The organism is Phytopseudomonas punonensis (genome assembly GCF_900142655.1).
Taxonomy (GTDB): domain Bacteria; phylum Pseudomonadota; class Gammaproteobacteria; order Pseudomonadales; family Pseudomonadaceae; genus Aquipseudomonas; species Aquipseudomonas punonensis.
In genome coordinates this window covers 402207-423208 of the sequence record NZ_FRBQ01000003.1, presented here as the reverse complement: position 1 = coordinate 423208, position 21002 = coordinate 402207, and the positions used below count along the sequence as shown (strand labels likewise).

Annotated in this window: 19 protein-coding genes; 6 read left to right on the top strand and 13 right to left on the bottom strand. The window is 61.6% G+C overall.

Features of this window, described 5'->3' with window-relative positions:
- Positions 1 to 35: 35 nt before the first annotated feature.
- Both BUC40_RS11970 and BUC40_RS11965 read left to right on the top strand, forming a co-directional pair.
- Positions 36 to 821 carry a substrate-binding periplasmic protein gene (locus BUC40_RS11970; protein WP_167369153.1) on the top strand — a complete coding sequence of 262 codons (786 nt, stop codon included), beginning with the start codon at positions 36 to 38 and terminating at the stop codon, positions 819 to 821.
- Positions 822 to 975: 154 nt separating this feature from the next.
- Positions 976 to 3504 carry a GAF domain-containing hybrid sensor histidine kinase/response regulator gene (locus BUC40_RS11965; protein WP_425272926.1) on the top strand — a complete coding sequence of 843 codons (2529 nt, stop codon included), beginning with the start codon at positions 976 to 978 and terminating at the stop codon, positions 3502 to 3504.
- Between the two features lie 14 nt (positions 3505 to 3518).
- On the opposite strand, the gene BUC40_RS11960 is transcribed toward BUC40_RS11965, so the two are convergent.
- The gene (locus tag BUC40_RS11960) at positions 3519 to 3785 is read right to left on the bottom strand and encodes a DUF1652 domain-containing protein (protein WP_244160638.1); all 267 of its coding nucleotides are present in this window, start codon (positions 3783 to 3785) and stop codon (positions 3519 to 3521) included.
- A gap of 361 nt (positions 3786 to 4146) precedes the next feature.
- Here BUC40_RS11960 and BUC40_RS11955 point away from each other — a divergent pair, with 361 nt between their 5' ends.
- The 3 genes from BUC40_RS11955 (at position 4147) to BUC40_RS11945 (ending at position 5748) form a co-directional block, all read left to right on the top strand.
- On the top strand, positions 4147 to 4323 hold the full coding sequence (locus BUC40_RS11955) for a con-10 family general stress protein (RefSeq protein ID WP_073265878.1): 177 nt from the start codon (positions 4147 to 4149) through the stop codon (positions 4321 to 4323).
- A 415-nt stretch (positions 4324 to 4738) separates the two neighbouring features.
- Positions 4739 to 5143, top strand: coding sequence for a DoxX family protein (locus BUC40_RS11950; RefSeq protein ID WP_073265876.1), 405 nt, complete (start codon positions 4739 to 4741; stop codon positions 5141 to 5143).
- Positions 5144 to 5361: 218 nt separating this feature from the next.
- A complete protein-coding gene (locus BUC40_RS11945) occupies positions 5362 to 5748 on the top strand; it encodes an NUDIX hydrolase (RefSeq protein ID WP_073265874.1) in 387 nt (128 codons plus the stop codon).
- Positions 5749 to 5766: 18 nt separating this feature from the next.
- Here the strand turns inward: BUC40_RS11945 and BUC40_RS11940 are convergent, their stop codons facing one another.
- The 8 genes from BUC40_RS11940 to BUC40_RS11905 form a co-directional block, all read right to left on the bottom strand.
- A complete protein-coding gene (locus tag BUC40_RS11940; protein WP_073266248.1) occupies positions 5767 to 8214 on the bottom strand; it encodes a PAS domain-containing protein in 2448 nt (815 codons plus the stop codon).
- A 196-nt stretch (positions 8215 to 8410) separates the two neighbouring features.
- Positions 8411 to 10369 (bottom strand): HAMP domain-containing methyl-accepting chemotaxis protein, encoded by a 1959-nt coding sequence (locus tag BUC40_RS11935; protein WP_073265872.1) that lies wholly within the window; start codon positions 10367 to 10369, stop codon positions 8411 to 8413.
- A 369-nt stretch (positions 10370 to 10738) separates the two neighbouring features.
- On the bottom strand, positions 10739 to 12682 hold the full coding sequence (locus BUC40_RS11930; RefSeq protein WP_073265870.1) for a response regulator: 1944 nt from the start codon (positions 12680 to 12682) through the stop codon (positions 10739 to 10741).
- A complete protein-coding gene (locus BUC40_RS11925) occupies positions 12672 to 13547 on the bottom strand; it encodes a sensor histidine kinase (protein ID WP_073265868.1) in 876 nt (291 codons plus the stop codon). Before BUC40_RS11925 ends, BUC40_RS11930 begins: the two co-directional genes overlap by 11 nt.
- Positions 13540 to 14550 (bottom strand): ATP-binding protein, encoded by a 1011-nt coding sequence (locus tag BUC40_RS11920; RefSeq protein WP_073266246.1) that lies wholly within the window; start codon positions 14548 to 14550, stop codon positions 13540 to 13542. Before BUC40_RS11920 ends, BUC40_RS11925 begins: the two co-directional genes overlap by 8 nt.
- Positions 14547 to 14951 (bottom strand): anti-sigma regulatory factor, encoded by a 405-nt coding sequence (locus BUC40_RS11915; protein ID WP_073265866.1) that lies wholly within the window; start codon positions 14949 to 14951, stop codon positions 14547 to 14549. The genes BUC40_RS11920 and BUC40_RS11915 overlap by 4 nt, the downstream gene beginning before the upstream one ends.
- Positions 14948 to 15310 (bottom strand): STAS domain-containing protein, encoded by a 363-nt coding sequence (locus tag BUC40_RS11910; protein WP_073265864.1) that lies wholly within the window; start codon positions 15308 to 15310, stop codon positions 14948 to 14950. Before BUC40_RS11910 ends, BUC40_RS11915 begins: the two co-directional genes overlap by 4 nt.
- Before the next feature lie 4 nt (positions 15311 to 15314).
- Entirely contained in the window at positions 15315 to 16166 is an 852-nt protein-coding gene (locus BUC40_RS11905) for an STAS domain-containing protein (protein ID WP_073265862.1), read from the bottom strand.
- A gap of 341 nt (positions 16167 to 16507) precedes the next feature.
- On the opposite strand from BUC40_RS11905, the gene BUC40_RS11900 reads away from it, so the two are divergent.
- Positions 16508 to 18154 (top strand): methyl-accepting chemotaxis protein, encoded by a 1647-nt coding sequence (locus BUC40_RS11900; protein WP_073265860.1) that lies wholly within the window; start codon positions 16508 to 16510, stop codon positions 18152 to 18154.
- 36 nt (positions 18155 to 18190) lie between these two features.
- Here the strand turns inward: BUC40_RS11900 and BUC40_RS11895 are convergent, their stop codons facing one another.
- From BUC40_RS11895 to BUC40_RS11880, 4 genes are all read right to left on the bottom strand, one after another.
- Positions 18191 to 18844 carry a cytochrome c oxidase assembly protein gene (locus BUC40_RS11895; RefSeq protein ID WP_073266244.1) on the bottom strand — a complete coding sequence of 218 codons (654 nt, stop codon included), beginning with the start codon at positions 18842 to 18844 and terminating at the stop codon, positions 18191 to 18193.
- The gene (locus BUC40_RS11890) at positions 18837 to 19445 is read right to left on the bottom strand and encodes an SCO family protein (RefSeq protein ID WP_073266242.1); all 609 of its coding nucleotides are present in this window, start codon (positions 19443 to 19445) and stop codon (positions 18837 to 18839) included. The genes BUC40_RS11895 and BUC40_RS11890 overlap by 8 nt, the downstream gene beginning before the upstream one ends.
- Positions 19446 to 19565: 120 nt before the next feature.
- Positions 19566 to 20114, bottom strand: coding sequence for a RipA family octameric membrane protein (locus tag BUC40_RS11885; RefSeq protein WP_073265858.1), 549 nt, complete (start codon positions 20112 to 20114; stop codon positions 19566 to 19568).
- An 80-nt stretch (positions 20115 to 20194) separates the two neighbouring features.
- The gene (locus BUC40_RS11880; protein WP_073265856.1) at positions 20195 to 20704 is read right to left on the bottom strand and encodes a ferritin-like domain-containing protein; all 510 of its coding nucleotides are present in this window, start codon (positions 20702 to 20704) and stop codon (positions 20195 to 20197) included.
- Positions 20705 to 21002: the final 298 nt, after the last annotated feature.

Here is a 21002-nt window from a genome sequence, read left to right as displayed (position 1 = left end):
GCGCGCCTCTCAACATGGATGTTCACGAGGTTTTCATGAGGCGTTATCGCCTGTTGTTCGGCTGTGCGCTGTTGGCTGCGCTCGGCTGTAGTGCCGGCCAGGTGCAAAGTTTGTCTGGCGGCGCGTCCCAGTGGCCGCCCTACAGCTATCAGGATGATGCTGGTCAGGCGCAAGGCATAGCGGTAGAGATCATGCGTCAGGCCGCGGCGCAGAGCGGACAACAGGTGGACTTCGTGTTCTACCCCGCCACTCGCCTGAATCGGTTGCTCGACGAGGGCCGCCTGGACCTCAACTACGCCGACTCGCCGCAATGGAATTCGCTGGAGGCAACTGAACAATTCGTCTATTCCCAGCCGTATCTGCAGGTTCGCGAGTACCTGTATTTTCTCGACAATCACCCGGCTCGGCATTTGCCCTTGGAGCAACTGCGTGGGCTGCGTATCGGCGTGGTACGCGGTTACACCTATCACCGCCTGACCGCAGCCTTGAACAGCGGCAGGCTGAGTACACTGGAAACCTCGCGAGAACGTGCCCTGCTCGACTTGCTGATGCTCGGTCGGGTCGATGCCATCGCCCTGGTCGATGACGTGTTTGGCGACCAGCTGGCAGCACGCGGTCTGGATCCTGATCGTTTCGCTCGTGGCGCCAAGCTCAGCGACGCACCACTGGTGATCAAGCTGCAGCGCCAGCATGCCGACCAGTTGCCAGCGCTGAACGCGGCGCTGCAGGCGCTGGTGCAAAGCGGCGAGGTCGAGCGAATCCGCCGCAGCCATCTGCGCACGCCAGCCATCCAGCCCGGCCGGGCAACTGCAGAGCGCTGAACGTAATTACCTCAGCGTTCTGGCCGGGCTGCCAGCGCAAGTCGCAGAAAAACTGGGAATAGGCTGAACGCGCCGCCGCTTCGGCCCCTCTTAGCTATCAGACAAGAATCTTTCTGCTCTTCACTTAAGCGCTCGCCTTGATGATATGGACCAGTTGACCAAGCCAGCCACTGACCCAGCCGCTACCGAGCGACTGGGCTTTCTTGCCAACGGCGGAAAAATTGGCGAACTGTTGCGCAGCCTCGACGGCAACACTTCACCGCTGGGTGCACCCTCTGATTGGTCGCCAAGCCTGAAAACGCTGATGAGTACTGTGCTGCCGGTCAAAGCGCAGATCGTGCTGTTCTGGGGCCCCGAGTATGTGGCGCTTTATAACGATGCCTATGCGCCGACCATCGGCAACAAACACCCGCGCGCATTGGGTCGCCCGGCAGTGGAGAACTGGTTCGAACTGTGGGAGGACCTCGAACCGCTGTTGCGTGGTGTACGCGAAACCGGCGAAACCTTTGCCGCCAAGGATCGCCCGTTCTACATCGAGCGCCACGGGCGCGGCGAAGCGGTGTACTTCGATGTGTCCTACTCGGCAGTGCCTGAAGCAGACGGCTCAGTCGGTGGCATATTGTGCGTAGTTAACGAAACCACAGAGCGGGTGCAGTTCGAACGCCGCCAGGCGTTTTTACTTGAGCTCGGCCAAGCGCTGCCATCGATCACCGAACCGGATCAGGTCGAAGCACTGGTGCTGCGCAGGTTGGCCGAAGAGCTGAATGCACCCAGGGTGTTCTTTGCCGAAAACCTCGATGCCAATCTCTCGCCTGCCCTTCAGCAGAGTGGCGCGCAGGCAACGCCGCTACAACGCTACAACGCCGAACAGAACGCGTTGCTGCTGGCCGGGCGCCCGCTGATCGAGCAAGGCACGGAGAACTCACCTGCTGTTGCTGCCCTCCACGCGCCAGTGGTGCGCCACGGCGCACTCGACGCGGTGTTGGTGATCGAGCACGACAGCGACTACGAGTTTTCCGACTTCGAAGTCCAATTGGCGCAAGAGACGGCCAAATTGGCCTGGGCGTGGATCACCCATGCGCGCGCCGAAGTGGCGCTGCGCCTGAGCTCCACACAGCTGTCGGCGATGTTCGACCAAGCCGGCGCGGGCATTGCCGTGTGCGACGCCGGCATGAACCTGGTGCGCGTCAATGATCACTATTGCGAGATTGTCGGCCGCAGCCGCGAACAGCTGATCGGCCAGAGCCTGTACGAGCTGGCCGAGTCCGGCGAAAGCGCTTCGGTCGCCTCCGCCTGCGAATACAGCCTGCGCAATGGCCGCCCGTTCGAGAACACCCGCTGCCACAGCCGTCCAGATGGCAGCGTGGTATGGGTGCAGAATCACGTGACGCCGCTGCTGGATGACCAGCAGCGCGTTGCCGGCACTATCTGCGTGTGCGTCGACATCAGCGAACGAGTGCGCGCCGAAGTCGAGCTTCGTGAGCTGAACGAGTCCCTCGAAGATCGTGTGGCCACCATGGTCGCGCAGCGCGAAGCGGCCGTCGCGCAGCTCCACGAAGCGCACAAGATGGAGATGGTCGGCCAGCTAACAGGCGGCATCGCCCACGACTTCAATAATCTGCTGACGCCCATCATGTCGTCGCTGGAGCTGATTCGCCGGCGCCTGCCTGACGAGCGCTGCGCCAAGCTGGCCGATGGCGCGCTGCAGGCCGCCGACCGCGCACGCATTCTGGTCGGCAGGCTGCTCACCTTCGCACGCCGGCAAACACTCAAGCCGCAGCCTGTGGCGCTGTGCACGCTGATTCGCAACATGCGTGATCTGATCCAGCGCTCGCTCGGACCGATGATCGAGGTGGTCATCGAGATTCCGGAGCGCATGCCTACCGTCTTCATCGACCCGCACCAGCTGGAGCTGGCGGTGCTCAACCTTGCCGTGAATGCCCGCGATGCCATGGGCGAAAGCGGCCGCCTGCGCATCGTCGCCGAGCTGAATGAACTGACAGGCAACGATTGCCCAGGCCTGGGGGCTGGCCAATATGCACGCCTGGTGGTGAGTGATTCAGGCTGCGGGATGGACGACGAAACACTGCGCCGCTGCGCCGAGCCGTTCTACTCCACCAAGGGAGTGGGCAAAGGCACCGGCCTTGGCCTGTCGATGGTGCAAGGTTTGCTGGTGCAATCGGGCGGCGGTTTCGCCATCGACTCAACCCCAGGCAAAGGCACCCGGGTCAGCCTGTGGCTGCCGACCACCGACGCACCAGTAGCCTGCGAAAACCCCGAGTTTGATGAAGAGGTACCACGCGCGCCACGGCCAACCCATATTCTGCTGGTCGATGACGAAACCCTGGTGCGCGATACCACCAGCCTGCAGCTGCACGAGCTGGGCTACGAGGTGACGGAAGTGGACTGCGCGGCAGCCGCGCTGAAGCTCATCGACGAAGGCTTACGCCCGGATGCGCTGGTGACTGATCACATCATGGAAAACAAAACCGGCGCGCAGCTCGCTCAGGAACTGCGCCAGCGGATGCCGGATCTGCCAGTGCTGATCATCACTGGCTACGCCAACCTGACGCCCAGCCAGATCAGCAGCTTCGAGGTGTTGGCCAAACCCTTCCGCCGCCGCGACCTGGCCGACCGCCTGGCGCAATTGCTGAGCCCTGGCGCGCCGACCGACTCGGTGTGAGTCGGCTCCCATCATCAGGCCAGGCTAACAGCCTCGCGTTGCGCGCCAATCGCGCCCCGCTCCTGCAGGGCGAGCTGACCGCGTACACGCATTACCAACTGCGATATGCCGCGCGAACTGGATAGCTCGTGGTGCGGTATGTCTGCGATACGGATCAACAGCCGATGATCATCCGGGGCACGGAGTTCGATGGTGGCAGTGCCGTCGGGGCCGATCGTGCAACGACAGTTCAGGGGCAGAAAGGCGGATTCGATAATCTGCCGTTGTTCGAGAATGGACATCATCGTGCGTTACCTCTAGGTGGCGGAGCGGCTGGCGAAAACGTTTACACACCAAGCGCCCTGCATCGATTTATTGTGTGCCACTGGCAGCAGAATTAATTCGATGCATCAGCAGTGCCAGATATTTTATTCAAGCAAATCAATTACCACTCTTATATAAATCATGCACCTTGCAACAAGCGGCTTATTTATCAGGGCATTCTGCACGAAAGACCTACCTCTACAAGTATTGCGCGTGTACAAGGCTATTTATCGATAGCCCAAGACCGCCTGTCTTCTACGTCGAACGAAAGAGAACAAATTTGCTTCGTACTCATGAGGCTTGTTCTCACACTGACAATCACAATCGAGGAAACTTAACATGGCTCATAGCAACCCCGGCAACTTTGCCAACGATCCAGCCAAAGCATCCGAAGCGGGCCGCAAAGGCGGTAAACAGAGCGGCGGCAATTTTGCCAATGACCGCCAGAAGGCCGCAGAAGCAGGTCGCAAGGGTGGCCAGAACAGCCACGGTGGCGGAAGCAAGCGCGCCTCTTGAAGCCGGCAGCAACCACAAGGCCCGAATCATTCGGGCCTTGTGGTATTTGCGCTTTATTAATGCTGGGTGAGAAACTTCTGATAAAAAACCTGTGCAGATACTTAGACGGTCGTTCATCAAGCACAACCACTCACCATTCCTTACATGTACAAAACCATATAAGCGTACAACTTTATACGACTCACTATAAGTTCGTGAGCGAAGCACTATTTGAATACACCCCATCTCCTTCTGAATCTATGCAATTCATTTACCGTGCGTACTGATCACCGCCATCACGGCGAAGAAATAGGTTTGCGTACCACAAACAGTAAATCATGCCCCTGTGCATTTATATGGCGCGGTAACGCACAGCGATCCAATACAGCGCGCCGGCTCCCCAGCACAGTGAAGCCTCCAATAAAGGAGGTGAACCATGAAACCTGAAAATACCCACCAGAGCCGCATCGACTGGGTACTGCTGTTTCTGCGCGTCAGTGCCAGCCTGCTGCTGCTCGTAGTGCACGGCCTGCCAAAGCTGCTCAACCTGCAAACCGAGATGACAAAGATCGAAGACCCGCTGGGCCTGGGCCCGGTCGTGACCCTTAGCTTTGCGGTATTCGCCGAAGTGCTCTGCCCGCTACTGATCGCCCTGGGGCTGTTCACGCGCCTGGCCTGTTTGCCGATCCTCGCGGTGCTGGGGGTATCGCTGGCTCTGGTACACCCGGAATGGAGCCTGGCCGACGGGCAGTTCGCCTGGCTATTGGCGATCATCTTCGTCACGCTGCTTATCGGCGGTGCCGGCCACCTCGCGCTGGGCCGCAACCTGCGTTGGCAATGACGAGCGCCGTCAGGTAAATCCATCACAGACCGCGAGGTTTCAACCCGGCAAGCGTGACCCACACCAAGAGCGCCTCGTCACCACTCTGTAACAAAACTGAAATATGCCTAGAATGCGCTTATCGGTCATGCGCTCGGAGAAGCGCAAACCCAGAAACAGCCCGAACTTTCTGCCATTTCAGCAACCTATGCACATCGCAAATGACAGTTGGGAACCTCATGATCAAAACCACCAAACCCCGCGCCACCGTGATCTGCCAGCAGCAGGACAAAGTGCTGCTGGTGCGCAAGGCCGACGCGAAATGGACGCTGCCCGGTGGCAAGATCGAAGCCCATGAACGGCCGGCACAAGCTGCCCTGCGTGAGCTGTGCGAGGAAACCGGGCTGGATAGCACGGCGCTGGAGTTTCTGGCCCTGCACGAGTTCGACAACCGCCCCCATCACGTCTTTCGCGCCACGGTGCCCGAGTACCTGGCCGCGCAGCCGCAGAACGAAATCGCCGATTGCCGCTGGTTTTCGGCCGTCGACCTGGACAAGGCGATCAAGAAATCGGCGCGCAAGCTGCTCCAGCTGTACTTCGCAGGCAGCGAAGGCAAGCCAGCCTGACAGCCTTCGGCAGCGCGCTCAGCCGAGCTTGTCGCCCTCGATCATCTCGTGGATGCGGTTGGCGATTGCCTGCATGGTGAACGGCTTCGTCAGCAGACGCATGCCCGGCTCCAGGTGACCGTTGCCGATCACCGAGTTCTCGGCGTAACCGGTAATGAACAGCACCTTGAGCTCGGGCCGCTCCACGCGCGCCAGGTCGGCAAGCTGACGGCCATTCATGCCACCCGGCAGGCCAACATCGGTAACCAGTAGATCGACGCGCGCATCGGACTGCAGAATCTTCAGGCCAGACGGGCCATCACCGGCCTCGACCGTGGTGTAGCCCAGCCCCTCGAGCACTTCGACCACCAGCATACGGATCGCCGGTTCGTCATCGACGACCATCACCGTTTCACGGCCCGCGGGCTGGTCGCCGTTTTCTGGCTCGACCGGCTCGATATCGGCTTCATCGCCGTCGTACAGACGCGGCAAATACAGGCACATGGTGGTGCCCTGGCCCACCTCGGAATAGATGCACACCTGCCCGCCGGACTGGCGCACGAAACCGTACACCATCGACAGTCCAAGGCCCGTGCCCTCGCCCAGCGGCTTGGTGGTGAAGAACGGCTCGAAGGCGTGCTCGATCACCTCTTCGCTCATGCCGGTGCCGGTATCCGTCACGCACAGCGACACATACTGGCCGGGCGGCACGTTGCGGCCACGAGCGGCGTAATCATCGATCCACTTGTTGCCGGTCTCGATGGTCAGGCGACCGCCTTGCGGCATCGCATCCCGGGCATTGAGGCACAGGTTGAGCAAGGCGTTTTCCAGCTGCGGGCCGTCGATGAAGCTCGACCACAAGCCTGCGGCCAGCACCACTTCGGTGGTGATATGCGGCCCCACGCTGCGGCGCACCAACTCTTCCATGCCGCTGACCAGCCGGTTGACATTGGTCGGTTTAGGGTCAAGCGTCTGCCGACGGGAAAACGCCAGCAGCCGGTGAGTCAGTGACGAAGCGCGGCGCGCAGCACTCTGGGCAGCGCTGACGTAGCGGTCAAGATCGCCCAGGCGGCCCTGGCCGAGGCGCATCTGCAACAGCTCCAGCGAACCACTGATGCTGGTCAGCAGGTTGTTGAAATCGTGGGCGATGCCGCCGGTAAGTTGGCCGACCGCCTCCATCTTCTGCGACTGGCGCAAGGCATCCTCGACAACGTGCAGGCGCTGCTGCTCCTGCAGCCGCTCGGTGATGTCGTAGACGAACTGGTATGCGCCGATCTGCCGGCCTTCGCTGTCATTGAGGCGGCTGAAATGCATCTCGTAGTGGCGCGTGCCGTACTCGGTATCGAGCGGCACGACCACCTCGAACTCCTCGCCGGCGAGGGCGCGCTGCCAAGGTGCAAGAACGCTTTCCAGGTGCTGCGGCTGGTTGGCTAGGGCCTCCTTGAGGCTCTCGCCGATTTGCGGACGGGTGCCGAAGACCCGCTCGTACTCGCGCATGCCCGAGCCGTTAATGGCGATCCAGCGGTAATCGAAGCCCATGATGAAGATCAGCGCATCGGCGCCATCCACCACGCCGGCCAGTACGCGGCGCGCTTCGTTGGCGTCGCGCACCCGCGCTTCCAGGGTTTCATTGAGCTGGCGCAGCGACTCCTCAGCCTGCTTGCGCTGAGTGATGTCCTGAAACAGCACGGCAACCTGCTTGCGGCTCGCCGGGCCGACGCGAAAGGCGCTGATCTCCAGATGCCGCCCGGTGGCGATCAGCTCCTGCTCGAAGCGAATCGACTGCCCGGTATGCAGCACATGGGCGTAGCGCTCGACCCAGCTGTCCGCCTCCTCACCGACCATCTCGCGCAGCTTCTGGCCGACCACGTTGCGAATGCCCGCGTGCTCGGCATAGGCCGGGTTGGCCTCGATGTGGATGTAGTCGCTGAGCGGCCCGTGGGGACCATCGAAGAACTCGATGACGCAGAAGCCTTCGTCCATGGTGTTGAACAGGAACTCGTAACGCTCACGTTCCTGAGCGAAGGCGTGCTCGACACGGCGCTGCTCGGCGATGTCGATTTCCTGGATGAACAAGCACTCGACATTGCCCTCGGCATCGAACTTCGGCTGGTAGCTGAAATCCAGCTGCTGGCCAGGCTTGCCGGGCACCTCGAAATTGCGCGCGCGCACTGCCCGCCCACGCCGGAAGGCCTCTTCGAGCAAGTCGATAAAACGTCGCGGCATCCGCTCGGCCAGCACCTCACGGGCCGGCCGGCCGAGCACATCGCCGAGGCCGAGCAGGCGCTGATACGCGGGGTTGAGGTGTTCGAAACGCAGATCGGCGCCGCGCAGCACTGCCATGGCCGCCGGCGCCTGCTGGAAAATCTGCTGAAACGGCTTGTCGCCCGCCTCGGCCGCAATGGCCAGGCTGGCCTTGAGCCGGGAGTTTTCTGCCTCGAGTGCATGCAAGCGCTGCCGAAGTGCTTCGGCGTCATCTGATATCACGATAGGAACCGAACAGGCAGGAAAATGGGGGGCCAAGCGAAGCGCCATTGAAGCCTGTATGGCAGCTTTTGGCTACCGAAGTGCCATTTATATTCGCGGCCCTGCAGCCGCCCTGTACAGGCGAACTTAGGCTCGCCCCAAGCTCCCGCGCAGGCCAGCAGACCGTACGCCACTCAAGCAGCGTACGGGCGGCGTTTCATGCCAGTTTGAAGCGATTGACCTGCGCTTGTAGATCCGCACCGAGGCGCGCCAGGTCGATGCTGGCTGCCGAGGTTTCCTCGGTAGCGGCGGACGATTGCTCGGCCACATCGCGGATGCTCGAGACGCTGCGGTTGATCTCTTCGGCGACCGAACTCTGCTGCTCGGCGGCGGTGGCGATCTGCTGGTTCATCTGCTGAATTTCCGACACTGCCGCATTGATCGCATTGAGCGCGTCATTGGCATGCTTGGCGGCTTCTACGGTGCTCTCCGCCTGGGTGCAGCTGTGGCCCATCATCGCCACGGCTTTTTCTGCGCCGCTCTGCAGGTTACCGATCAGCCCTTCAATCTGCTGGGTGGACTCCTGGGTGCGGCGTGCCAGGGCACGTACTTCGTCCGCCACCACGGCGAAACCACGGCCAGATTCACCGGCACGGGCCGCTTCGATAGCGGCGTTGAGCGCCAGCAGGTTGGTCTGTTCGGCGATGCCCTTGATCACGTCGAGCACGGTGCCGATATTGCCGCTGTCGTGCTTGAGTGCTTCGATGGCGTGGGCCGAATCCTCGATGGAAATAGCCAGCGTCTCGATGCGCGACACCGCCTGCTGTACCGTCCGCTGGCCCTGCTGGGCCTGTTCGTCGGCATTGCTGGCAAAGGTGGCGGCCGACTCGGCATTGCGCGCGACATCGAGCACGGTGGCGGTCATCTCGTTCATCGCGGTGGCCACCTGCTCGGTTTCCATGCGCTGCTGGGAGACCCCGGCGCTGGTCTGCTCTGTCACTGCGGAAAGCTCTTCAGCAGCGGTAGCCAGTTGCGCCACGCCGTTGCCCAGGCGACCCAGCAGATCGCGCAGGCTCAGGGTCATGTCCTGCATGGCCTGCATCAGCTGGCCCAGCTCGTCGTGACGATCCGGCACGATATCGGCGGACAGGTCACCATTGGCCACCTGACGCGCCACACCAACTACACGCTGCAGCGGCCCGACGATCATTCGGGTGATCACCAGCGCGCACAGCACGCCTAATACGAAGGCGATCGCGGCAGCGCCGAACAGCATGCTCCTGGCGCGACTGGCATCGCTATTGAGCAGATTCAGCTGCATTTCCAGAGACTTTTCTGATGATTCAGCAACCTCGCGCGCCCGCTGATTCATGTCCTGTTCGGTAGCGGTGTAACCGCCAATCGCCTTGCGGGTATTAGAGAATTGTTCGTTATAAGCCTTCAACTGAACCAGCGCGGCCTCGATATCTGCCTGGTCAGCCGGGTTGCTGAGCTGACGATTCAGGGTGTGTCCCTTCTGTTCCAGCGAGGCGAAGTGCTGCTGCAACTGGGTGGCGGACTTCTCGTCATTGCGCAGCAGGAAGTTCTTTTCCTGGCGGCGAGCCTCTAGCAGCTCCATCGCCATGGAGTTGGCCTGATTGGCCTGATCCAGTACGTCGATGCTGACTTGATCACCGGTCGAGCGGATCTGTTCGGTGGCGGCCTTACGCAGCCGCTCCTCCAGAACCGAGAAACGCTCGAGAGCAGCACGTGCAGCGGCTTCCATTGCAGCCTGTGCGTTTTTGTTGGCGTCGGTGGCTTGTTTGAGGCTCAGCAGCTTTTCACGGTAGCCCTGCAAGTCATCCTGCACGGAGCGCATCATCGCTTTCGTTTCGGGGTAGAGCATCTTGCCTTCGCTGACCTTCGCCTGTTGCTCGGTCTCTTCGGTCAGAGCAATAGCCTGTTGCATGTACTGGTCATCGTCACGCAGCAGGAAGTTCTTTTCCTGCTGGCGAGCCTGATTGAGCTTCGCATCGATGCTGCTCACGCCCAGCAGAATGTCGATGCGCTGTAACGTGGTTTGCAGGGCAGAATGGCCGACCCAGACGATAGCCAGGGTAATGAGCAGAACCAGACCGAAACCACTGAACAGTTTCTTTCTGACGCTCATGTTGAGCAGTAGGTTTCCAACAGGCATGGGTAACTTCCCCCGATAAATGCAATAAGGCCAAAAAGATCGAGGTCACGCGCGCCCAAAAGAACGCACCAACTCCAATGCCGGAGCCATTGCGGCGGTTTTCTACGGCATGACCCACCTATCGGCGGGCAGACCGGAAACTGTAAGTTTTGTAAGCAGCAATAACCAGCGCTCGCTGAAGTCATGGTGCTTACGGCCACAACAAAGGTGCGCAAGGACAGAAAATCGCGAGCGGTGGCCCTGCGTTAGCAGCCAGCTCAATACACGATGGGGTGCGTGGCGCGGCTGGAAAGCTAGCGCCAGTCATTGAGAGGAAGGATCAGAGCCCGAGGTAGGGGCCGCGTGATCGCTCGGCAGGAGGCAAGCCGGTCAGTGTCCGGGAAGCGAGGCGCGTACTTTTTCCAGCAGCTCGTTCATCTTGAACGGCTTGGTCAGCAGCGCCATGCCGTCATCCAAGAACACCTGGCGGTTGATGGCCTTTTCGGCGTAGCCGGTCATGAAAAGAATCGGCAGCTCATTGCGTAGGGCTCTCGCCCGCTCAGCCAGCTCTCGACCATTCATGCGCGGCAAGCCGACGTCGGTTAACAGCAGGTCGATGGGCGCCGCGCTTTGCAGGTGAGCAAGCGCGGTTTCCACATCCGCTGCCTGGGTGCAGCGATAGCCGGCCTCTTCCAGTACCTCGGCGACAAAAATACGCACCGAGTGCACGTCCTCGACGATCAGTACATGCTCACCCGCGCCGCGATGGTCACCGTGCTCGGCAACGCTCTGCTCCAGCAACGGCTCGCTACTGACCGGCAGCATGATGGTCACTTCGGTGCCGCGCCCCGGCGCGCTGCGAATGCCGGCATGGCCACCGGACTGACGAGCGAAGCCATAGATGGTCGACAGCCCAAGGCCGGTGCCGTGGCCCACGGGCTTGGTGGTGAAGAACGGGTCGAACACCTTGTCGATCAGCGCGTGCTCGATGCCGCTGCCGTCATCGCGTACCGACAGGGCGATGTAGGCGCCGTCGGCCAGATTCGGGTCGCCGCTGGAGTGCGCGGTATAGGTAGTGACCCAGATATGTCCACCGCGCGGCAGCGCATCACGGGCGTTGATGACCAAATTGAGCACCGCACTTTCCAGCTGGCTAGGGTCGACCAGCGCGATGGACGGTTTGCCGTTGAGCTCCAGGGTCAGGGAAATCTGCTCGCCGATGGTGCGCATCAGCAGTTCTTCGAGCGAGCGTATGCGCTCGTTGACGTCGACGGCGCGATTATCCAGCGGCTGTTTGCGTGCGAAGGCCAGCAAGCGGTGAGTCAGCGCTGCGGCGCTCATCGCCGAATTCAGCGCAGCATCGGTATAGAGCTGCACCCGATCGAGGCGCTGCTCGGCCACGCGCTTCTGGATCAGCTCCAGGCTGGTGATGATGCCGGTGAGCATGTTGTTGAAGTCGTGGGCGATACCGCCGGTGAGGTTGCCCAGCGCTTCCATCTTCTGCATCTGCAACAGCTGCGCTTCGGTACGCGCGCGCTCGGCAACCTCGTGAGCCAGCTGGTTGGTGGCATCGTCGAGCTGGGCCTTTTGCAGACGCTCGCGGCGGCGATGCTCGGTGACGTCCTCGACGAACACCAGGCTCAACCCAGACGCCCGATACGGTGACACCTGCCACTCGGTTTCCCGCGCTTCGCCGTGCACCTGCATGGTCAGCGAGCCCTTCCAGCGCTCGCCAGCCACCAGGCGTACGCGCAGTTCATCGAGCATCGCCGCCTGATCATCGGCAAAACAACCACGCAGCGCTTGGCCTGCGATCTCGCCCTGAATCAGCTGGGCGAAAGCATGGTTGCATTCGTGCACCGCCAGATCGGCATCGAGCACGGCGATCGGCGCGGTGACGTTGACGAAGATCTCCCGGAAGCGCGCCTCACTGGCGCGCAGGGCGACTTCGGTATCACGCACGCGCAATAGCGTGCGAAGCGTGGCCAGCAGCACGTCGGGGTCGACCGGGTGGACAAGATAGGCGTCGGCGCCGGCTTCGAGACCGGTGACGATATCGCCAGTCTGGATCGACGCTGCCGACACATGAATCACCGGCAACAGCGCAGTGGCGGTCTCGGCGCGCAGCAGGCGCACGATATCGAAGCCGCTCATGTCCGGCAGGTTCACATCGAGAATCAGCCCGTCAATCGGCTCGCTGTGGATCAGCGCCAGGCCGTCGGTGCCGGTACCAGCCTCCAGCACCCGATAGCCATGGCGCTCCAGGCGCCGGCGCAGGGCGTAGCGAGTGGCGGCGTTGTCATCGACGATCAGCAGCAGGCTGTCAGTTTTCATCGGCAACCTCTGCCGCAATGGCCAGCGGAATGATTACGTAAAACATCGAACCAACGCCGGGCTCGCTCTGCACGCCGACTTCGCCGCCGAGCAGCGCCGCAAACCGTTTGCACAGCGACAACCCGAGGCCAGTGCCACGCAGGCGTTTCTGCAACGGCGAGTCGATCTGCGAGAAATCTTCGAACAACGTGCCGTGTAACTCGGCGGCGATACCAATGCCGGTGTCGCTGACCGCGAAGCGCACGCGGTCGGTGCCCTCCAGCTGCGCCGATACTCGCACTTCACCGCGGGCGGTGAACTTCAGCGAGTTGGAGATAAAGTTACGCAGAATCTGCGCGAGCTTCTTGTCGTCGGTATACAGGCGCGGCAGGCCGACCGGCTCTTCGAAAATCAGGTCCACCGCGCTGGCATCGACGATGGGCCGAAACATGCCACGCAGCGCCGAGAACAGGTCGAACATATCGAACCAGGCCGGGGAAATGCTGATGCGCCCCGCCTCGATCTTGGCCAAATCGAGCAGGTCATCGACCATGTCGCTCAGCTCGCGGGCCGCGGTGCTGACGAACGCCACCTGGCGATGTTGCTCGTCGCTCAGTGGGCCGTCCAGCTCATCGCTGAGCAGGCTGGTGATGCTCAGAATCGAGCCCAGCGGCGTGCGAAATTCATGGCTCATGTACGACAGGAAGCGGCTCTTCAGGTCCGAGGCTTCGCGCAGTTCCTCGGCCTGGTTGTCGAGTTCGGCATACAGGGCGAGTACACCCTGATTGGTTTCGTCGAGCTCGTCACGCAGCGCGGCGCTTTCCTGCTGCAAGCGAGCGATCAGCGCGACCTGCTCGGCGTGGGTGAGGTTTTCCGACTCAGCCATGGCTGGCCTCCAGAGCGATGACCACGACCGTGACATCGTCACGGCCACGGCAGAAGTCTCGGTGCAGCACGGCAGCGATCACTGCGGGATGACGATAGGCGAGGCCCGGGTAGTCGGCCAGGCTCCAGCGCGACTGCAGCCCATCGCTGTGCATGATCAGCAACTGGCCGGTCACCTGCTCGAAGTCGAACGGCTGCGCCTTGCGGTACTGCGCGCCGACGATGCCAGGGTGCGAGGCGAGCCCGCGGGTTTTGCCCGCGCTTATCAGGCTGGCCGAGATGTTGCCGATGCCGACGAAACGCAGGTTGCCGGTGTCGAGGCGCGCCTGGGCAATGGCCACCGCGCCGCCACGGCTGCCGTGCATGGCGCGGTGCAGGTCTTCGATCAACAGCAGAGGGTCGTTAAACGGCCCGTAGGCAAACGCCTGCGTGCCCGCCAGGGCGGCCTGTTCGGCTTCCTCGCCATGGCCCAGGCCATCGATTACCAAGGCGCTGATAGCGTTCTCGCCCAATGCCACGTGCCAGGCATCGCCACACGCCGGGTCGCCATTGAGTGAATGCTGGCTGACGCCAATCGGCAGATCCGGCTTTTTAGCAGTGCGCGGGTAGAAGCGCGCGAGCAACACCGCGCCGCGGGAGTCGGCATAGGCATCGAAAACGTCCGCCTGACGAGTGATGGCGCCCAGGCCGATGCCCTGGGTGCCGCCAGTGGAATAACCGTCAGTCAGGCAGGCATCGAGGTCGAAGCCCGCAGCACGGTCCACGGCGATGACCTCAATACCGGCGCCATTGCTGCGCGGCAGCACCCGTAGGTGCAGTTCACCGCGCTCGGCATGCTTGAGCAGGTTGCTGGCCAGTTCGGTGACCACCAGCGCGACGCGCCCGGCATCCACCTCATCGAAGACCTGCGCTTCGGCCAGCTTCTGCGCGGTACGCCGGGCGTAGCCGACCTGGCTGTTGTCGTCGATGGGCAGTACCTGGGTCACGCTGCCACTGATGTTCATGTCCATCGGGTGATCGTGATCCTCGTGCCCTCGCCAGGCGCGGTGTCGAGTTCGAACTCGTCGACCAGACGCTTGGCGCCGGTGAGGCCGAGCCCCAGGCCGCCACCGGAGGTCCAGCCATCGGTCATGGCCAGTTTGAGGTCGGCAATACCGGGGCCTTCGTCACGAAAGGTAAGGCGCAGGCCGACGCGGGTGCTGTCATCGAGCACTTGCCAGTCCATGTCACCGCCGCCGCCGTAGACCATGGTGTTACGCGCAAGCTCGCTGACGGCGGTTACCAGTTTGGTCAAGTCGATCAGCCGCATGCCGCACTCGGTGGCCAGCTTGCGGGTGGTCTGGCGAGCCAATACCACGTCCTGCTCGATGGCGATCGGTTGGGTACCGCTGCTGCGCACGATCATCGCCGCGCCACTCGCTCGCGTAACAACTGCATACCACGCTCGACGTTCAGCGCAGTGCTCACGCCCGGCAGGGTCATGCCCAGCTCGACGAGGGTGATCGCTACCGCCGGCTGCATGCCGACGAGCATGGTTTCGGCGTCCATGATGCGCGACAGGCCGGAAATAGTGCCGATCATCCGGCCGATGAACGAGTCGACCATGTCCAGCGCAGAGATATCGATCAGCACGCCACGGGCCGAGGTTTTGCTGATCAGCTGAGCCAGGTCGTCCTGCAAGGTCAGCGCGAGTTGATCATGCATGTCAACCTGAATGGTCACCAGCAGAAACTCGCCCATCCGTAGAATCGGGATGCGCTCCATGGGCTCAACCCGCTTTTTCGAGGTTAACGCCCAGGCGGCTCAGCGCCAGTTTCAAAGCGTCCGCCAGGTTGGCCTTGGTCACTACGCCCTGCAGGTCGAGGCCCAGGTGCACGATGGTCTGAGCGATCTGCGGCCGCACGCCGCTGATGATGCAGTCAGCCCCCATCAGGCGGATGGCGGTAACGGTTTTCAACAGATGCTGAGCAACCAGGGTATCGACGGTCGGCACGCCGGTGATGTCGATAATGGCGATTTCCGAGCCGGTATCGACGATGCGCTGCAGCAAAGACTCCATCACTACTTGAGTACGTTGCGAATCGAGGGTGCCGATCATCGGCAGCGCCAGCACGCCATCCCACAGTTTGACCACCGGAGTGGACAGTTCCAGCAGTTCTTCCTGCTGACGCTTGATCACCGCCTCACGCGAGCGCTGGAAGGTGCGGATGGTGTGCATGGCCAGGTTGTCGAACAACTCGGAAACGTCCAGCACCTGCTGCGCCTGCTCTTCGGGCTGGTCGCGGTAGTGGCGTTGCAGCAGCGCGAACAGCGGGCCCTTGAGGGCGAAGATGAAATTGGCGGTCTGGTGCGAGTCATGACCAAGCAGCGCGCGGCTGGCCGACAGGCGCTCGAGGAACTGGCGCACCGCTTCCCAACCGGGGGTGGCGATGTTCGAGCCGTTCTCGCTTTCCAGCGCATTGAGGGTCAGTTGCAGGAATTCGGAGGTCTGCTGCTGCAGATCCTGTTCCTTCAGGTTGCGGGTCGAACCGCTGGCCTCCAGGCCCCTGTTCCACTCAGCCAGCAGTTGCGCCTGATTGGTCTTGATCGCCTGGATGGTGCCGGTCTGCAGTGCTGCCATGAGCCATAACTCCTAATAAGGATACAGGCCGATTTCACAACCGGCGTGAAACAGTGACATTAGAGGTAGAACAATAGTTGGAGCGGGTTTCAGGCGCGCATAGTAAGGGGAAATGCAGCGTGTAAAGAAGCAAAAACCGCCGTCAAAGTGACATCACCCGCAGTGCCACTGACGGGCGGCTAAAACGCCCTTTTACAGGACGCCGCGAGAACTTGTACAAGCGGCTCTAACGCGCATGCTTTGGGGCGTGCGTACAAGCTGCCCAACGGTCACGAAACATGGCAGCATGAAATCATTAGCGCCCTTATACTGGCGTCACTCCAATGACATGGAAAACACCCATGCGCCTCGACACACTGACACTCAAGACCCGCCTGATCATCGCAGTGGCCATTCCCTGCATCGCCTTGATCCTCGTAGCCGTAACCAGCCTCAATAGCATGTCGAACATGCAGAAAGAGGCCAGTGCGCTCTATCTCAATACCTCCGCCCCCATGCGTGCGATGGCCGAAGCGGCCTCGCGAATCCCGCGCATGCGTGTGGGTATTGACATGATGCTGCTGCAGGACACCGCCCTGCGTGACGAGCGCGGAGTCAAAACGCGGGTGCAAGAGGCGCTCAACGAGGATATCCCCGGCATGCGTGACGCCATGCGCCACGCTGTCGAGGCGCAGGTCAACCCAGAGCGCCGCGCCCAGGCGCAGCGCCTGCTGGACCAATTCGAGACCATGGTCAGCGCCGAACTCACGCCGATGCTGCAGGCGCTGGACGCCGGCGACATGCCCAAGGCGCAGCAGATCTACCGCGACCAATACGCCAAGAGCTACGGTGTGATGCGCGCGGGCGCCAACGAACTGCTCGATACCCTGCTCAAACAGGCCGAACAGCAGAACCAGGCTAGCGTCGACAACTATGAGCAGGGCCGCGTGCAGCAGCTGACGATCAGCCTGCTGGGCCTGCTAGTGTCCTTCGTCGCCTCCTGGCTGATCGTCACCAACCTGCGCCGCCGGGTATCGCTGTTGCAAAGCAGCCTGGGCAACGCCGCCGACAACCTGGCCTTGAATGCCCGTATCGAACTAACCGGCAGCGACGAGCTGAGCGATATCGCGCAGAGCTTCAACCGCTTTCTGGCCCGCGTGCACGGCATCATGCAGCAGCTGGCCGGCAACTCGCGGGAGCTGTCGAACATGGCCCGTGAAGTTGCCGAGCGTGCTCAGTTGACGCAAAGCAACTGCACGGCGCAGAGCGACCGCACCGTACAGGTCGCTACCGCGATCCACGAGTTGGGTTCGACCGTCAACGAAATTGCCGGCAACGCCGAGAACGCTGCCCGCGTGGCCCGCGAAGCCACCGACCACGCCAATGCCGGCAGCGAAGTTGTCGATCAGGCCAACCGGCAGATCGACTCGCTCAGCGGCGAGCTGGAGCAAACTGCCAAGGTGGTCGGCGCACTGGCCGGGCAGATCGAAGCGATCAGCGCCACCCTGGGCACCATCCGCAGCATTTCCGAGCAGACCAACCTTCTGGCTCTGAACGCTGCCATCGAAGCCGCCCGTGCCGGCGAGCAAGGCCGTGGCTTCGCTGTGGTCGCCGATGAAGTGCGCACCCTGGCCAGCCGCTCCGGCGCCTCGACCGAAGAGATCCAGAAGGTCATCGACCGCCTGCAAGCCGAATCCCGGTCGGCGGTCGAAGCCATGGCCAAGGGCCGCCAGCAGAGCGAGCGTGTGGTCGAATATGCCGGCAAGGCCTCCGAAGCGCTGGCGCAGATCAACGGCCATATCAGCCAGATCAGCGACCAGAACATTCAGGTCGCTACCGCCACCGAAGAGCAATCCTGCGTGGTCGAGGAAATCAACCGCAACGTCGAGCAGATCAACCAGTTCACCCAGGAAACCACGGTGATCGCCGATCAGCTGAACGACGCCAGCAGCAACCTGCAAAGCCTGTCGCGTCAGCTCGACGAGCTGGTGGGCAACTTCAAGCTGTAATCCTTGCGCCGCCAGCATCACGCTGGCGGCGTATCTTCAAAGCCTTGCCGTGCTTGTCGATGACAGCAGGCGCGCGCCCAGCACCACCGCCCCACCCAGATACGCCACGCCGCTCCAGGCTGCCATCAGAATCCCGCCGAAACGCTGATCCTCCAGCTGCTCGAAGCCAAACGCGCCCAGGCACAGTTCAGCCGGGTAGATGAGCTTTGGCGCCATGATCAGCACCACGCCGAGCATGGTCATGTGCACGAACGTCAGGAAAAAACCGAACAGCGCGGCCACCAGGCCACGCCGTGACTGACTGGCGAAACCAAGCAGCCACACGCCCAGCCCGACCGCAAGAAAGCTCAACTGCTGAGCGACGAACGCCCACACGTTAAGCGCTGCAGCCTCGTGCAGCTGCGGCGCATGCCAGCCCCACACAACCAGCATTTCGGCGGCGAACACCACAATGCTCCAGATGCCGATATGGCGCATGCCATCAACCCGCAACCCCGAACGCGCCAGGCCAATGGCGAGCAGCGGTGCAGCGAGCGCCACCACACCGAGGTGCAGCAGCATATGGGCGGAGAACGCAGTGCGGCTCATTGCTGGCAAAGGCCCCAGCCAGCAGGCACCGAGCATCAGGAAACCGAGAATCAGTGGCCAGTTACGCCCGCGGCGAGGCGCACTGGTTTGCGAATCAGCCATCACGCGCATCTGCCATCGCGCGGGAAATCTCCTGCACCGCTTGAGCGGCCGTCATCTGGAGGGAAATCAGGCCGGCCAGTTCACCGTCAGGGTTCATCAGGTAAATGGCGCCGGTGTGATCGAGCATGTAGGTATCGCCCATCGGCACCTTCCTGAAATACACCGCATAGGCATCGGCAACCTGGCGGATCTGCGCGGCGCTGCCGGTCAGGCCGAGAATACGGTCGTCAAAGAAAGTGGTGTAGGCCGCCAACACCTGCGGCGTGTCACGCTCGGGATCGAGGCTGATAAACAGCGGCTGCACCTGATCGCCCTGTTCGCCAAGGCCATCGAGCACCTTGCTGATCTGTACCAGTGTGGTTGGGCAGATATCGGCACAACGGGTAAAGCCGAAGAACATCAGCAGCCATCTGCCGGCAAAGGTCTGCTCGCTCACTGCCTGCCCCTGCTCATTGATCAACTCGAACGGCCCGCCAATCTGCTCGCCCGGCTGCAGAGCTGCGGCGACCGGCGTGCGCGCCGGCCATAGCTGATAGGACAACGGCAGCGCCGCCAGCAATAGGAGTATGCCGATAGCGCTGGCGATCAGGGTGCGTTTCACGCGTGCGGCCTCCTCGTCGGCTGCCGGCAGCGCCACGCTGCCGGCTCTCTGCTACTGACTACGACCAGCCAGACAGAGTGCCCACAGATAAAGGTAACGGCGCGTCTCCAGGCGCGCGCCTCAGACCTTGGCCGACGAAGACAGCTGCAACCACACCGAAAACAACCCCAGCCCCGCCCAGAAGATGGTGAACAGCCAGGGCGAACGCAGCGAAAAGCGCAGCGATTTGAAGTAGCGTTCCTCGCTGGACTCATGCTCGCTGAACAGCGGCGACTCGTCATAGGCGTGGCCGAACTTGGGTTCGCTGCGCAGCAGTTGCTCCTGCTTGAAGTGCCAGTGGCCGATGATCGCCGACGACGCCCTGATGCCAGGCCAGGCATTCAGCGAGCTGACGATACCGAGCAATGCCAGCAAGGTTGGCACCACCAGCGTGAACAAATCGCCCCAGCCCGGGTTGGTGTTGGCCATCGACGATGCATAAGCAATGACCAGAAAGGACTGCGCCGCCAGATAGGCGTTGGTACGGTCAGCCAGCAGGTTGGTTTCGTAGTGGATTTCCCGGCGGTAGAAATCCAGACGCTCTTTGGGCGTGCCGAACATCAGTGAGTCGGAGACTTCGGTAGTTTCAGCCGAAAGTTCGGGATCTGCGGTGGTGATGATTCTGGACAAGTAGGCGCTACCAGGTACGGCGGTGAAAAGAACGCTGCGGTGCCGCGGCGAGTTGTGGATCGCAGCGACACCGAGAGTGGTTAGCGCTTGGCTTCGGTGTCCGGCGCTTCGGAGCGGGTCAGAAACGCTTCGGTCAGTTGCGGCAGGTGATCCTTAATCCACTCGGCCATCGCTACTTCCTGGGGCAGGATGGTTTCGCAGACACGCTGGGTTTCCTTGTCACCGGTCGCCTTGGCGGCGGCGATCAACACTGTGTAGGAAGCGATTTCCAGGTTCTCGAAGACATAGCCACTCATGGCGCCCTTGATGACTTCATCGCTCATGACCGAGCCGCCAACGGCCTGGCCAAAAGCAGTGAGCTTGCCGGCAATATCCTTGAGCATCGAAGGTTTTTCACCGAGGCGTTCCAAGCAGCCTTCCAGCAATTCACGCTGGCCTCTGGTTTCCTCAATGTGCTGCTCGATACGGGTTTTCAGCTGCGGGTAATGCTCGAGACGCGATGCCTGCGCTTTGAGCATTTGCTCGGCCTGCTGCTCCATCGCATGGGCGTCGCGCAGCCAGCTCAACAGGTTTTCAGTTTTGGTCGCCATGGTTATTCGCTCCCGGGTTGTTTGTCGATTCATTATTGGGAACGACGCTGCGCGCAATACGTTCGTTATTAAGGACGAGCGGTTATTGAACAAGCGAACAATTACCCGCACACCAGACACATGGCCTTCTCTAAACAACAAACACGCTCACAACCCACAACATGCACAACTTCTACAGCAATAAATAAAGCTATACAAAGCTCAGATCATATATAGGTAATTGCACAAGTTAATGTTACAGATTACGCGGCATTATTTTATTCCCGGCAATAAAAAGCCCCGCTAATGCGGGGCTCGA

Coding starts and splice junctions, on each gene's coding strand:
- BUC40_RS11960 (WP_244160638.1), bottom strand. CDS start 3,785: ATGTCCATTCTCGAACAACGGCAGATTATCGAATCCGCCTTTCTGCCC.
- BUC40_RS11880 (WP_073265856.1), bottom strand. CDS start 20,704: ATGGCGACCAAAACTGAAAACCTGTTGAGCTGGCTGCGCGACGCCCAT.
- BUC40_RS11935 (WP_073265872.1), bottom strand. CDS start 10,369: ATGCCTGTTGGAAACCTACTGCTCAACATGAGCGTCAGAAAGAAACTG.
- BUC40_RS11950 (WP_073265876.1), top strand. CDS start 4,739: ATGAAACCTGAAAATACCCACCAGAGCCGCATCGACTGGGTACTGCTG.
- BUC40_RS11915 (WP_073265866.1), bottom strand. CDS start 14,951: ATGATCGTGCGCAGCAGCGGTACCCAACCGATCGCCATCGAGCAGGAC.
- BUC40_RS11900 (WP_073265860.1), top strand. CDS start 16,508: ATGCGCCTCGACACACTGACACTCAAGACCCGCCTGATCATCGCAGTG.
- BUC40_RS11925 (WP_073265868.1), bottom strand. CDS start 13,547: ATGGCTGAGTCGGAAAACCTCACCCACGCCGAGCAGGTCGCGCTGATC.
- BUC40_RS11955 (WP_073265878.1), top strand. CDS start 4,147: ATGGCTCATAGCAACCCCGGCAACTTTGCCAACGATCCAGCCAAAGCA.
- BUC40_RS11920 (WP_073266246.1), bottom strand. CDS start 14,550: ATGAACATCAGTGGCAGCGTGACCCAGGTACTGCCCATCGACGACAAC.
- BUC40_RS11970 (WP_167369153.1), top strand. CDS start 36: ATGAGGCGTTATCGCCTGTTGTTCGGCTGTGCGCTGTTGGCTGCGCTC.
- BUC40_RS11945 (WP_073265874.1), top strand. CDS start 5,362: ATGATCAAAACCACCAAACCCCGCGCCACCGTGATCTGCCAGCAGCAG.
- BUC40_RS11895 (WP_073266244.1), bottom strand. CDS start 18,844: ATGGCTGATTCGCAAACCAGTGCGCCTCGCCGCGGGCGTAACTGGCCA.
- BUC40_RS11905 (WP_073265862.1), bottom strand. CDS start 16,166: ATGGCAGCACTGCAGACCGGCACCATCCAGGCGATCAAGACCAATCAG.
- BUC40_RS11910 (WP_073265864.1), bottom strand. CDS start 15,310: ATGGAGCGCATCCCGATTCTACGGATGGGCGAGTTTCTGCTGGTGACC.
- BUC40_RS11930 (WP_073265870.1), bottom strand. CDS start 12,682: ATGAAAACTGACAGCCTGCTGCTGATCGTCGATGACAACGCCGCCACT.